The sequence below is a fragment of the Aeromonas sp. PI_26 genome, assembly GCF_027854445.1.
Lineage (GTDB): Bacteria > Pseudomonadota > Gammaproteobacteria > Enterobacterales > Aeromonadaceae > Aeromonas > Aeromonas veronii.
In genome coordinates this window covers 339,106-351,514 of the sequence record NZ_JAJNOE010000002.1, presented here as the reverse complement: position 1 = coordinate 351,514, position 12,409 = coordinate 339,106, and the positions used below count along the sequence as shown (strand labels likewise).

Here is a 12,409-nt window from a genome sequence, read left to right as displayed (position 1 = left end):
TGTGCTGATCGGATTTGGAACGGCTATTCGACCCGATAGACGGGACGAAAAGCGCCATCCGAGAGGGAATCGGCGGGGTCGGCCAGCGGCGCAGACAGCGTCAGAATGGGTGGCCCCATCACCCGCGGGCACTGTTCGGCATTGGCATCAGGGTGTTGCAGCAGGCAGACCGCCTGAGCGACCGCAAGGCGCCCCTGCAGCCGCATCTGATCGCTGTTGGCGGCCAGGATCTTGCCCCGGTGCAGGCCCCGCTGTATCCCGTGGCTGAAGTAGGTGCTCAACACCTGAGGCCGGTCGAGATGGCGCTGTGACAGTTCGTTGACCGCCACTTCGGCGGCGATGGCCCCTCCCACCAGATAGTCGAGGTCGGGATAGCGGGCCAGCGTCTGCTGCACCAGTGTACGCTGGATTTCCCGGCTGTTGTCGCCGCGCTCGGTGGTGACCAGCTTGATGGCGCTCCCCTTGATGGCGTCGGCAAAGCCCGGCTCGACAAAGTTGTTGCCGCCACTCGCCTGCGGGCCGGGGAAGAGGGCGACCGAGACCGGCTTGCTGCCGGCGGGGTGACGCTGCGCCAGCCAGTGGCCGATTTGCCAGCCCATCTGGTACCAGGAGACCCCCACCTTCGCCTGCACCAGACCGCTGGGCAGATCGTTGACCAACCCAAAGAGCGGCAGCGGCGTGGCCTTGATGGCCTCGCGCAAGCCCTGATAGCTCACCGCGCCGAGCAAGATGGCGTCGCTCTCTTCCTGCACGCAGCGCTGTAACTGCTGACGCTGCTCGGCGAGGGCGCCATAGCCCCCCGCTTCGTGGATCTGCAACTTGACTCCCAGCCGCTTCGCTTCGTCCACCATGCCCTGATTGACCGAGAGCCAGTAGGCGTCGCGCAGGTGGGGGTAGAGGGCACAGAGGGTCAGCGGTTTGGTTGCGGCGGGTTCCTGCCACTGCTGGCGCAGCGGCTGGCCGCTGAATTCGCCGCCGGGCCAGATATCGACCGCAAAGGCGAGGGCGGCGCGGGGAAGCATTAGCAACCAGATCAGCAACAACGGGGAGAGATAGACGCTTCGCATGGCCAGGGGTTTTGTTAAAGTGTTGGGCCATATTATCCGGTCAAAGCCGACCATAACCAAGGGACTTCCCGTGAGAATCTTTTCCGGCCTGGGTGGCAAGTTGCTGCTGGCCTTCTCCCTGATGGCGTTGCTGACCCTGAGTGCTTCCCTGCTGGGCTGGGTGGGGCTTAGCCATCTGCGCCAGCTGGAGCAAGGGGTGCAGCAGACTCTGGCCGATCAGGAGCTGGCGCGCACGCTCTCTCGCCTCAGCGGCGAGATCCAGAGCGCGTCACGGCTGCTGGCCACCGCAACCAGCGAGCAGGAGCGGGAGCATCAGGGACGCCTGCTCACTCTGCAGGGACAACAGCTGCAGCAGGTACTGGCGCAACTCGGTCGTGGGCAGGGTTCAACAAGCCTCGATCAGCTCAATCAGAGCATCATCGGCAATCTGGGTCAGCAGGGCTGGCTGGTGGGAGAGCGACTGACCCTGATGGCGCAGGGCGAGGCGCAGCGGGCCCGTCTGGTGGCGGCGGCCGGGCAGATCGCCGAGCTGGCGAGAAGCCAGATGGAGAACGCTGAAACCGTGATGGTGGCGGGATTGGGTTCCCTCTACCAACAGCAAGGCGCGCAGGCGGCCCGGACGCTGGATCGCCTGATGGAGCAGGATCTCGACTGGCTGGAGCAGATGACCGAGCTGCGTCATCGCACCCTGATGCAGCAGCAGCGCATCGAAGAGATGTGGCGCAGCGAACGGCAGGAACAGTTGCAAACGCTATTGCAAGAGGGGCAGCGGGAGCTGGCTATCTTGCAACTGCGGGCTGGGGCTGTGACCGACCCGGCCCGCCGGCAGGCGGTGGAACAGGCGCTGACCGTGCTGGCACAGAGCGACAAGCTGATGCAACTGCGCAGCGACTGGCTCGGCAAGGGGGAGGCGCTGCGGGTGCTGGCCAGTGCCAATGAGGCCCTGATGAGCAGCCTCAACCAGCAGGTCGGTGAGCTGGTCAGCCGTGCCCGCGATTCGCTGGGGCAGAGCCAGCAGGCGCTAAGTCAGCGTCTCAGGCTGCTGGAGCAGGCGCTGATGGGCATTGGCCTGCTCACGCTGGTACTGCTGATGCTGCTGATGTGGCGCATGGTCTACGGCCGGATCGTCTGGCCGCTGCAACGGGCGGTGGCGGGGATGAGCCGGTTGGTGCGCGGGGATCTGGCCCCCCTTGAGCCGATCGCCAGTACCGGGCGCGATGAGCTGGCGGAGTTGGGGCGGGCCCTGCAGGTGTTTCGTGACAATGCGGTGGAGCTGGGCCGTTATCAGCGCGAGCTGGAGTCGCGGGTTGAGGAGCGCACCCGCCAGCTCAGCCACGCCAACGAGCGGCTCAATGAGGAGGTGGAGAAGCAGCGGCAGGCCCGCGCCGAGGCAGAACAGGCCAACCGCGCCAAGTCGGTATTTCTCGCCACCATGAGTCACGAGATCCGCACCCCCATGAACGGCATTCTCGGGGGCCTGACGCTGCTGGAAGATACCCACCTGAGCGATACCCAGCAGCGCTATCTGGCCGCCATCGAGCACAGCGGCGAATCCCTGCTGGAGATCCTCAACGACATTCTCGACTACTCCAAGATAGAAGCGGGCCATGTGGAGGCGCGCCGCGAGCCCTTCCCCCTGTTCCAGCTGGTGGATGAGCTCAGCGCGTTGTTCCGGCCAAAGGCTGCGGCCAAGGGGGTCACCCTGGCGCTGGAATATGCGTCTGGGCTGGCGCCTGTGGTCGAGGGGGATCTGAGCAAGCTGCGGCAGGTACTCGGCAACTTGCTCGGCAATGCGGTCAAGTTTACCGCCCGTGGCCAGATTACCCTGACGGTGGCGCCTCTTGCCTGCCAAGGCCCTTGCGCCGAGCCCTGCATCCGGTTTGTGGTGCGCGATACCGGCCCCGGCATTCCGGCCGATGAGCAGGAGGCGGTGTTCGAGGCGTTTCGCCAGCGCAAGCGTGATATAGGCCATCAGGGCGGCACCGGGCTGGGACTGGCGATCAGCCGCAAGCTGGTGGCCGCCATGGGGGGCGAGCTGAACCTTGCCAGCGAACTGGGCAAGGGGTGTGAATTCAGCTTCAGTTTGCCGTTGCAGCGCTCGAGTGCCCAGCTGCCCGCTGAGGCACAACCGCTGCACCTTGGCCAGTCCCGCGACATCCTGCTGGTGGAGGATAACGAGATCAACCGGTTGGTGGCTCACGGTATGCTGACCCGCCTCGGCCATCGCGTCACCCTGGCGGAGGATGGTCGCAGCGCGCTGGCGCTGGTGACCGAGCGCCCCTTCGAGCTGGCGCTGCTCGATATCAATCTGCCCGATATGGACGGCATGACCCTGCGCGAGGATCTGGCCGCCATCAGTGAGGAGATGCATGAACGGCCGCTGCCCGCCATCGCCATCTCGGCCCAGATGTATCCGGAGGATATCCGCCACTGCCTTGCCGCCGGGTTTGTCGATTTTGTCGGCAAGCCGGTGCGGCTGGCGGTGCTGGCGAACGCCATAGATCAACTATTTCGGCAAGAAGGGGCCTCTATCGAGCCGCAGGTGCAGTTATCAGTAGCCGTGCCCCCAACTAACCACCCCGAGTGGGCCAATCCGGTGCTGGATGCCGATCTGCCCCTGCTCGGCATGGCGCGGATCCGTCAGCTGGTCGCGCTGTTTGAGTCGCAAGGGCGGGTGTTGGTGGATAAGTTGGCTCAGGGTGAGGGAAGTGAGCAACGTCAGCTGGCGCACAAGCTCAAGGGGAGTGCGCTGGCGCTTGGGTTGACCGAATTTGCCAGCCATTGTGCGGCTCTTGAGGCGGGAGGCGGGGAGCCTGCGACAATCGGGGCGCAATTTGAAGCGGCGGTGAGCGGGTTGCAGCAGTGGCTGACGGCCAACAGGGATGCGCCGTTCTGATCCCTGCTGGCGATGTACGGCGTTTAGGGAGGGTGGCCAGCCCCTGCGCCGTTATTCGATCTCGCGAAACAGCACCTGCTTGCACTTGGCACAGACCCATTCCCGGCGAAAATCGGTCAGGTGCACCATGCCCACCTCCAGCAACTCGTGGTGGCCGCAGTGATAACAGAAGATGATGTCGCCATCGACTGATTCAGGGTGGGCCGCCAGATAGTCGGCTTTGGTGGGGAGTTGATCCCACGAGGTGGTGTGGACATGCTTGCGTTGGCTGGTGTAGTAGACCCAGTAGAACAGAAAAAAGACAGCCAGGATCACGAATGTCAGCAGATGGTCCATCTTGAACTCCTCCGGTTAGGTGCAGCCCCTCGGATGCATGGCTGCAATCAGCTCCATCATCATTAAATTTGTTTCGAATGAATATGTTACAGGATGGATAAAGAGGGCGTTGTGATCCCCTTCGGGTTTTGCCCGTCCGCAGCGGGATGAAAAATGTGTCGTTTGGCGGAGCGGCCGGGGTATTGAACGGGGAGGGAATCTTGCTTTTTACAACATAAATTCAACATTTTTTTAGGTGGTTGGACTGTCTCTTTGATCCAGCTCACGTTACAATGGCCACGCCCACTTCACCTAACGCGCAAACGATTTTCAGGAGAGAAACGGATGTTGAAACGTGACATGACCATCGCCAATTATGATCCGCAATTGTGGCAGGCCATCACAGACGAAACCCGTCGTCAGGAAGAGCATATCGAGCTGATTGCGTCTGAGAACTACACCAGCCCCCGTGTCATGGAAGCCCAGGGCTCCCAGCTGACCAACAAGTACGCCGAAGGTTACCCCTCCAAGCGTTACTACGGCGGTTGCGAGTATGTGGATGTGGTTGAAACCCTGGCTATCGAACGCGCTAAAGAGCTGTTCGGTGCCACCTACGCCAACGTGCAGCCGCACTCCGGCTCCCAGGCCAACAGCGCCGTCTACATGGCCCTGCTGCAGCCGGGCGACACCGTGCTGGGCATGAACCTGGCCCACGGCGGTCACCTGACCCACGGCTCCCCGGTCAACTTCTCCGGCAAGCTGTACAACATCATTCCTTACGGTATCGATGAGTCCGGCAAGATCGACTACGACGACATGGAGCGTCAGGCTGTCGAGCACAAGCCGAAGATGATGATCGGTGGCTTCTCCGCCTACTCCGGCATCGTTGACTGGGCCCGCATGCGCGAAATCGCCGACAAGGTAGGTGCCTACCTGTTCGTCGACATGGCTCACGTGGCTGGTCTGATCGCTGCTGGCGTCTACCCGAACCCGGTGCCCCACGCTCACGTGGTCACCTCCACCACCCACAAGACCCTGGCTGGTCCGCGCGGTGGTCTGATCCTCTCCGCCGCTGACGACGAGGAGCTCTACAAGAAGCTCAACTCTGCCGTCTTCCCGGGTGGTCAGGGTGGCCCGCTGATGCACGTCATCGCCGGTAAAGCCGTTGCCTTCAAAGAGGCGCTGGAGCCGGAGTTCAAGACCTATCAGGCTCAGGTCGTGAAAAACGCCAAGGCGATGGCTGCGACCTTTATCGAGCGCGGTTACAAGATCGTCTCCGGCGGTACCGACAACCACCTGATGCTGGTTGACCTGATCGGTCGCGAGCTGACCGGTAAGGATGCTGACGCTGCATTGGGCAAAGCCAACATCACCGTTAACAAGAACTCCGTGCCCAACGACCCGCGCTCCCCGTTCGTCACCTCCGGTGTGCGTATCGGTACCCCGGCCATCACCCGCCGTGGTTTCAAGGAAGCCGAGTCCATCGAGCTGACCCACTGGATCTGCGACGTACTGGACAACCACGACAACGATGCCGTGCTGGCCACCGTGCGTGAGAAGGTGCTGGATATCTGCCGCCGCTTCCCGGTTTATGGCTGATAAGTCAGACCATCCGGTTTGAGACCAATGCCACCTGCGGGTGGCATTGTTTTTTCTGGCTTTTACCGGTTTTGGATGGCCGTGCTACACTGGCCGACCTAGATCCTGGCCCGCCGGGCCGGTCCCTGTTCCATTAACGCCGGAGGTCCGATGCATTGCCCATTCTGTAGTGCGGTTGATACCAAGGTGATCGATTCCCGTCTGGTGGCAGAAGGCCATCAGGTGCGCCGCCGTCGTGAGTGTCTGCTCTGTCACGAGCGTTTTACCACCTTCGAGATGGCCGAGCTGGTGATGCCCCGCGTCATCAAGTCCAACGGTTCCCGCGAGCCGTTCAACGAAGACAAGCTGCGCGCCGGCATCCTGCGGGCGCTGGAGAAACGGCCGGTGAGCATGGAGGCCATCGAAAAAGCGGTCAACCATATCAAATCCCGCCTGCGTGCCACCGGCGAGCGCGAAGTCGCCTCCGAGCTGGTGGGCAATCTGGTGATGGATGAACTCAAGAGTCTCGACAAGGTGGCCTATATCCGCTTTGCCTCCGTCTATCGCAGCTTCGAAGATATTCGCGAGTTCGGTGAAGAGATCGCCAAGCTGGAGAAGTAAACCGCCATTCTTACCCATGTTGCCGCGTCCGATTACGCTGCGCTAATCGAACCTACGATACTGCGTAAAGCCGAGATGTGTTGTCAAAGGAGCCCGGATGTTTAGTCAAGATGATTACCAATGGATGAGTCGGGCCCTCGAGCTGGCCCGCCGCGGCCGTTACACCACGGCCCCCAACCCCTGCGTCGGCGCCGTGCTGGTGAAAGATGGTGTGGTGGTTGGCGAAGGGTGGCATCAGAAGGCGGGCGAGCCCCATGCCGAGGTCTACGCCCTGCGCGCCGCCGGTGACAACGCCCGTGGCGCCACCGCCTATGTGACCCTCGAGCCCTGCTCCCACCACGGCCGTACTCCCCCCTGCGCCGAAGCGCTGATCAACGCCGGGGTGGCCCGGGTGGTGGCGGCCATGGTTGACCCCAATCCCCAGGTTGGCGGACGCGGCCTGCGCATGCTCTCCGAAGCGGGCATCAAGACCGATTTCGGCCTGCTGGCGAGCGAAGCGGAAGCGCTCAACCCGGGCTTTTTCAAGCGGATGCGTACCGCCTTCCCGCGAGTGACCGTCAAGCTGGGGGCCAGTCTCGATGGCCGCACCGCCATGGCGAGCGGCGAGAGCCAGTGGATCACCTCCCCGGATGCGCGCCGCGACGTGCAACGGCTGCGGGCCCGCCACGATGCGGTGCTCTCCAGCGCCGAAACCGTGCTGGCTGACGGCGCTTCCCTGACCGTGCGCTGGGATGAGCTGCCCCCCTCGGTCAAGGCGAGCTATCCCAAGGAGACCCTGCGCCAGCCGCTGCGGGTCATCGTCGATTCACAAAACCGTCTCACCCCTGACTTGCCGCTGTTCCAGAGCGAGAGCCCGGTGCTGCTGGCCCGTCACAAGGCGTCCGGCGAGTGGCCCGCGTGGGTGCAGCAGCTGGAGCTGCCGCTGCTGGATGGCAAGCTGGATCTGGTCAGCCTCTTCATGCTGCTGGCCAAGCAGAACGTCAACTCGGTACTGGTCGAGGCGGGCCCGCGGCTGTGCGGCGCTCTGCTGGAAAAAGGGCTGGTGGATGAGCTGGTGCTCTATCAGGCGCCCAAACTGATGGGCGACGAGGGGCGCGGGCTGTTCCATCTGCCCGGCCTGACCCGGCTGTTCCAGGCGCCCAAGCTCGCCATCAAGGATGTGCGCATGGTGGGGCCGGATATTCGCATTACCGCCAAAATAGCCTGATCTTTCAATGTTCAAGGGGGCATCTGCTGCCCCCGTCATCAGCAAGGTGATCTGCATGTTTACCGGAATTATCGAAGCGGTGGGGACCCTGGCCGAGCTGCGCCGTCAGGGGGAGGACATGGCCCTTACCGTGCATGCCCCGAGCCTGGATTTTAGCGACGTCAAGCTGGGCGACTCCATCGCCACCAACGGCGTCTGCCTCACCGTGGTGGCGCTGGGCGACAAGAGTTATACCGCCGACGTGTCGCTGGAAACCCTCTCCCGTACTGGCTTTGCCGCCGCCAGAGTGGGCGATCGGGTCAACCTCGAGAAGGCGCTGATGCCCACCTCCCGCCTCGGCGGCCATCTGGTCTCCGGCCATGTGGATGGGGTAGGGGAGGTGAAAAGCGTCTCCAGCAGCGGCCGTGCCATCGAGTACTGGATCAAGGCGCCGGGGGAACTCTCCCGCTATATCGCCGAGAAGGGCTCCATTGCGGTGGATGGCATCAGCCTCACCGTCAACGCGGTGCAGGGGGACCTTTTCCGCCTGACGATCGTGCCCCACACCGCGCAGGAGACCACTATTGCCAGCTGGAAGCCGGGTCACAAGGTCAACCTCGAGGTCGATCAGATCGCCCGTTATCTGGAGCGGCTGATGATGGGAAAAAGTCAGGAGAGCAGCGCCTCGACCCTGACCATGGAGACGCTGGCCAAGGCCGGTTTTCTCTGACGGTGTGCGCTGAGTCTGGCCACCAAAACGATTTTCTGTGATCCCGCTCTGATTGAAATGGAGCCGCTAGCCCCAATCTAGAGCAACATACACACGCATTTGCGTTGAGCCTGCGGGCTCAACCCCCAAGCACACTGATGGAGTAGCCCATGGCGCTGAGCACAACCCAGGAAATCATTGCCGATATCAAGGCTGGCAAGATGGTGATCCTGATGGATGACGAAGACAGGGAGAACGAAGGGGACCTCATCATGGCCGCCTCCTGCGTCCGTCCGGAGGATATCAACTTCATGGCCCGCTACGGCCGTGGCCTCATCTGCCTGACCCTGACCCGGGATCGCTGCAAGCAACTGGCGCTGCCGCTGATGGTGGATCGCAACAATGCCCAGTTCTCCACCGCCTTTACCGTCTCCATCGAGGCGGCAGAAGGGGTGACCACAGGTATCTCAGCCGCCGATCGCGCGGTGACCGTGCAGGCGGCTGTGGCGCCCAATGCCAAGGCGGCCGATCTGGTGCAGCCGGGCCACATCTTCCCGCTGATGGCGCAGGATGGCGGCGTGCTGACCCGTGCCGGTCACACCGAAGCGGGCTGCGATCTGGCCCGTCTGGCCGGTTTCGAGGCGGCCGCCGTCATCGTCGAGATCCTCAACGAAGATGGCACCATGGCGCGCCGTCCGGATCTGGAGGTGTTCGCCGAGCAGCATGGCATCAAGCTTGGCACCATCGCCGACCTTATCGAGTACCGCAACCAGCACGAGACCACTGTCGAGAAGGTGGCCGAATGCAAGCTGCCGACCGAGTTTGGCGAGTTCGACCTCATCACCTTCCGCGACACCATCGACAATCAGGTTCACTTCGCCCTGAAAAAGGGTGAGGTGCAGGCTGACCAGCCGACCCTGGTGCGGGTCCATCTGCACGATGTGCTGAGCGATCTGCTGCTGACCGACCGCCACGCCGCCCGCAGCTGGCCGCTGCCCAAATCCATGGCCCGCATCGCTGACGAAGGCGGGGTGCTGGTGATTTTGGGGGCGGAATCCCATGGCGCCGAGCTGCTGGCTAGGGTCAAGGGTTTTGAAGCCGCCGACAAGGGGTTGGCGCCGGAAGGAGCCAAGTGGCAAGGCACTTCTCGCCGCGTTGGTGTGGGTTCCCAGATCCTCAAGGCGCTCGGCGTGAGCAAGATGCGCCTGTTGAGCTCGCCGAAGAAGTACCATGCCCTCGGTGGTTTCGGTCTGGAAGTGGTTGAGTACATCGGCGAGTAAGCGCGCCGGACTGGTTACATCGCGATCATGGCCGTCTATTGCGGCCATGGTTTTTGTCGTGGGTCTGTTGTGCTAGAATGTGCGCACTTTTGACTCCGGCCCTTTTGATTGCACAGATACAGGATTTCCAATGAAGGTTATCGAAGGAAATATCGCCGCTCCTGAGGCGCGCGTTGCTATTGTTGTTGCCCGTTTCAACAGCTTCATCAACGACAGTCTGGTGAACGGCGCGGTGGACGTACTGAAGCGTCAAGGTCAAGTGCAGGACAGCAACCTGACACTGGTAAAAGTGCCGGGCGCGGTTGAAATGCCATTGGTCATCAAGAAGCTGGCCAAGAGTGGTCAATACGACGCCATCGTGGCGGTCGGTACTGTCATCCGTGGCGGCACCTACCACTTCGACCTGGTGGCAAACGAGAACAGCAAGGGCATGGCCCAGGTAATGATGGAATATGAAATTCCCGTTGCCTTCGGTGTGCTGACCACTGAAAACATTGAACAAGCCATCGAGCGTGCAGGTACCAAGGCGGGTAACAAGGGTGCAGAGGCTGCACTGGCAGCGCTCGAAATGATCAACGTCCTGAAAGAACTGGACGTGTAACGAGGAGAAGTACATTGAAACCGTCTGAGCGCCGTAAAGCCCGCCATTGCGCCACCCAGGCCATCTACCAGTGGCAGATGACCAAGGCTAACGTGGGTGACATCGAAGAGCAGTTCAAGATCGATCAGGACACCAAGGGTGTAGACCTGAACTATTTCCGCGATCTGCTGTTCGGGGTAGCCCTCCACTGCAGCGAGCTGGACAAGGTGTTTGCACCTTTCCTCTCCCGTCCGCTGGAAGAAGTGGACATGGTGGACAAGGCGATCCTGCGTCTGGCGACCTATGAGCTGACCCGTCGTGATGATGTACCGCCGCGCGTGGTCATCAACGAAGCGATCGAGCTGGCCAAAGCTTTTGCTGCCGATGACAGCCACAAGTTTGTCAACGGTGTACTGGACAAGGTGATCAAGTCGCTGAACAAGCGTTGATCCTGCTGTCCGTCAGCATCTAAGAGAGGAGCCAGCTTATTGCTGGCTTTTTACTGTATGGGTGAATTTGAGCTGATTGATAAGTACTTCAAGGTCCCCCACGCCCGCAAGGACGTGGTGATGGGCCCTGGAGATGACTGTGCCCTGCTGACCCTGCCCCCCGATACCCAGCTGGCGGTGAGCACCGACACTCTGGTGAGCGGCGTACACTTCTTTCCCGACATGGATCCGGTGGATCTCGGCTACAAGGCGCTGGCGGTCAATCTCTCCGATCTCGCCGCCATGGGGGCCGAGCCGCGCTGGGTGTCGCTGGCACTGACTCTGCCTGCCATCAACGAAGGTTGGGTCGCCGGTTTTGCCGAAGGGTTTCTGGAGCTGGCCGAGTACTACAATGTGGCGCTGGTGGGCGGAGACATGACCCGCGGGCCGCTCTCCATCACCATCTCGGTGAAGGGATCGGTGCCTGCCGGTCGCGCCCTGATGCGCAGCGGCGCCAAAGCCGGTGACAGCATCTATGTCACCGGCACCCTGGGGGATGCCGCGCTGGCGCTTTCCCACCTGCTGGGCAAACGCACCCTCAACGAGAACCAGCTGGCCGCGGTGCTGCCACGGCTCGACCACCCCCATCCCCGCATTCTGGCCGGTCAGGCGCTGCGCGGGCTGGCGGGTAGTGCGCTGGATCTCTCCGATGGGCTGGCATCGGATCTCGGTCATATCCTCAAGGCCTCCGGTGTGCGGGCCCAGATCGATCTCGATCTGCTGCCGCTCTCGCCGGTGTTGCAGGATGCGGTGAGCGAGCAGGAGGCGTGGCAACTGGCGCTGGCCGGTGGCGATGACTACGAGCTCTGCTTCACCGTACCGGAGGAGCACCGCGGCGCGCTCGATACGGCGCTGGCCCACAGCGGGGTCAAGTTCAGCCGCATTGGCCGCATTGTGGCGGGCGAGCCGGGCATCGACTACCTGCGTGGCGACCAGTCGGTCGAGTTGCAACTGAAAGGGTGGGATCACTTCGCATGAGTTTGTTCAGGATAAAGCCCGAGCTGACACGACTGGATCTGAAAAATCCACTTCACTTTTTGGCGGTGGGGTTTGGTTCCGGTCTCAGCCCCAAAGCGCCAGGCACCATGGGCACCCTGGCGGCCATTCCGCTCTACCTGCTGGTGAGCGGGCTGCCGACCCACTGGTTTATCGCCTTGCTGGCGGTGGGGTTTGTGGTCGGTATTCGTATCTGTCAGAGCGCCACCGATGCCATCGGTATGCCGGATCACGGCGCCATCGTCTGGGATGAGGTGATCGGTTTTGGTGTCACCATGATCGCCGCGCCAGCCGGTTGGGAGTGGGTGGTGGCGGGCTTCGCGCTGTTCCGGTTGTTTGATGTGCTCAAGCCCTGGCCCATCTCCTGGTTTGATCGCCGGATCCACGGTGGCCTGGGCATCATGCTGGACGATCTCATCGCCGGTTTGTTCGCCCTGTTTTGTATGCAATTACTGGCATTCTGGCTCGGTTAAGAGCCACCTTCCGGGGGATGACCGTTCTGGCATCCCCCGATTTATATCTGCTTAATTTTCATTCATCGGCATATGCTGCCGTTTATCATCCATTTCACATAAATATTCACTACTCATTCGGGGCTGGTGATTGTTTTGGAGATAGTGATAAATGCTGCTTGTTGCGTTGTTGTTGAAATTAAAGTAATGATACCAATAGATGTACGGACGCACCGGCCAT

The 12,409-nt window shown here is 61.8% G+C and carries 12 protein-coding genes; 10 read left to right on the top strand and 2 right to left on the bottom strand.

Annotated elements, in window-relative coordinates; genetic code table 11:
* Positions 1-23: 23 nt before the first annotated feature.
* Positions 24-1,067 (bottom strand): TMAO reductase system periplasmic protein TorT, encoded by a 1,044-nt coding sequence (torT, locus tag LRL22_RS04135; RefSeq protein WP_270904783.1) that lies wholly within the window; start codon positions 1,065-1,067, stop codon positions 24-26.
* Positions 1,068-1,137: 70 nt separating this feature from the next.
* Between torT and torS the strand changes: the two genes are divergently transcribed.
* Complete coding sequence (torS, locus tag LRL22_RS04130; protein WP_270904782.1) at positions 1,138-3,963, top strand: TMAO reductase system sensor histidine kinase/response regulator TorS; 2,826 nt, start codon at positions 1,138-1,140, stop codon at positions 3,961-3,963.
* 51 nt (positions 3,964-4,014) lie between these two features.
* Here torS and LRL22_RS04125 read toward each other — a convergent pair whose 3' ends face one another.
* Complete coding sequence (locus LRL22_RS04125) at positions 4,015-4,299, bottom strand: hypothetical protein (protein WP_263085595.1); 285 nt, start codon at positions 4,297-4,299, stop codon at positions 4,015-4,017.
* A gap of 324 nt (positions 4,300-4,623) precedes the next feature.
* Here LRL22_RS04125 and glyA point away from each other — a divergent pair, with 324 nt between their 5' ends.
* From glyA to LRL22_RS04080, 9 genes are all read left to right on the top strand, one after another.
* Positions 4,624-5,877, top strand: coding sequence for a serine hydroxymethyltransferase (gene glyA, locus LRL22_RS04120; RefSeq protein WP_040068624.1), 1,254 nt, complete (start codon positions 4,624-4,626; stop codon positions 5,875-5,877).
* Positions 5,878-6,027: 150 nt separating this feature from the next.
* Positions 6,028-6,477: a transcriptional regulator NrdR gene (gene nrdR / locus LRL22_RS04115; protein ID WP_005338880.1), complete on the top strand. Its 450-nt coding sequence runs from the start codon at positions 6,028-6,030 to the stop codon at positions 6,475-6,477.
* Between the two features lie 97 nt (positions 6,478-6,574).
* On the top strand, positions 6,575-7,684 hold the full coding sequence (ribD, locus tag LRL22_RS04110) for a bifunctional diaminohydroxyphosphoribosylaminopyrimidine deaminase/5-amino-6-(5-phosphoribosylamino)uracil reductase RibD (protein WP_033114136.1): 1,110 nt from the start codon (positions 6,575-6,577) through the stop codon (positions 7,682-7,684).
* Positions 7,685-7,739: 55 nt separating this feature from the next.
* The gene (locus LRL22_RS04105) at positions 7,740-8,393 is read left to right on the top strand and encodes a riboflavin synthase (protein WP_270904781.1); all 654 of its coding nucleotides are present in this window, start codon (positions 7,740-7,742) and stop codon (positions 8,391-8,393) included.
* A 149-nt stretch (positions 8,394-8,542) separates the two neighbouring features.
* Positions 8,543-9,652 (top strand): bifunctional 3,4-dihydroxy-2-butanone-4-phosphate synthase/GTP cyclohydrolase II, encoded by a 1,110-nt coding sequence (gene ribBA, locus LRL22_RS04100; RefSeq protein ID WP_088870028.1) that lies wholly within the window; start codon positions 8,543-8,545, stop codon positions 9,650-9,652.
* Between the two features lie 130 nt (positions 9,653-9,782).
* Entirely contained in the window at positions 9,783-10,253 is a 471-nt protein-coding gene (gene ribH / locus LRL22_RS04095; RefSeq protein WP_005338866.1) for a 6,7-dimethyl-8-ribityllumazine synthase, read from the top strand.
* Between the two features lie 14 nt (positions 10,254-10,267).
* The gene (nusB, locus tag LRL22_RS04090) at positions 10,268-10,681 is read left to right on the top strand and encodes a transcription antitermination factor NusB (RefSeq protein ID WP_005343514.1); all 414 of its coding nucleotides are present in this window, start codon (positions 10,268-10,270) and stop codon (positions 10,679-10,681) included.
* Positions 10,682-10,738: 57 nt separating this feature from the next.
* Positions 10,739-11,698: a thiamine-phosphate kinase gene (thiL, locus tag LRL22_RS04085; protein WP_270904780.1), complete on the top strand. Its 960-nt coding sequence runs from the start codon at positions 10,739-10,741 to the stop codon at positions 11,696-11,698.
* Positions 11,695-12,189, top strand: coding sequence for a phosphatidylglycerophosphatase A family protein (locus LRL22_RS04080; RefSeq protein WP_005349509.1), 495 nt, complete (start codon positions 11,695-11,697; stop codon positions 12,187-12,189). Before thiL ends, LRL22_RS04080 begins: the two co-directional genes overlap by 4 nt.
* The last annotated feature ends 220 nt before the right edge of the window (positions 12,190-12,409 follow it).

Excerpts from the sequence above, each read along its gene's own strand:
- ribH (WP_005338866.1), top strand. The coding sequence starts at position 9,783 with ATGAAGGTTATCGAAGGAAATATCGCCGCTCCTGAGGCGCGCGTTGCT.
- thiL (WP_270904780.1), top strand. The coding sequence starts at position 10,739 with ATGGGTGAATTTGAGCTGATTGATAAGTACTTCAAGGTCCCCCACGCC.
- nrdR (WP_005338880.1), top strand. The coding sequence starts at position 6,028 with ATGCATTGCCCATTCTGTAGTGCGGTTGATACCAAGGTGATCGATTCC.
- torT (WP_270904783.1), bottom strand. The coding sequence starts at position 1,067 with ATGCGAAGCGTCTATCTCTCCCCGTTGTTGCTGATCTGGTTGCTAATG.
- LRL22_RS04125 (WP_263085595.1), bottom strand. The coding sequence starts at position 4,299 with ATGGACCATCTGCTGACATTCGTGATCCTGGCTGTCTTTTTTCTGTTC.
- LRL22_RS04105 (WP_270904781.1), top strand. The coding sequence starts at position 7,740 with ATGTTTACCGGAATTATCGAAGCGGTGGGGACCCTGGCCGAGCTGCGC.
- glyA (WP_040068624.1), top strand. The coding sequence starts at position 4,624 with ATGTTGAAACGTGACATGACCATCGCCAATTATGATCCGCAATTGTGG.
- ribD (WP_033114136.1), top strand. The coding sequence starts at position 6,575 with ATGTTTAGTCAAGATGATTACCAATGGATGAGTCGGGCCCTCGAGCTG.
- ribBA (WP_088870028.1), top strand. The coding sequence starts at position 8,543 with ATGGCGCTGAGCACAACCCAGGAAATCATTGCCGATATCAAGGCTGGC.
- LRL22_RS04080 (WP_005349509.1), top strand. The coding sequence starts at position 11,695 with ATGAGTTTGTTCAGGATAAAGCCCGAGCTGACACGACTGGATCTGAAA.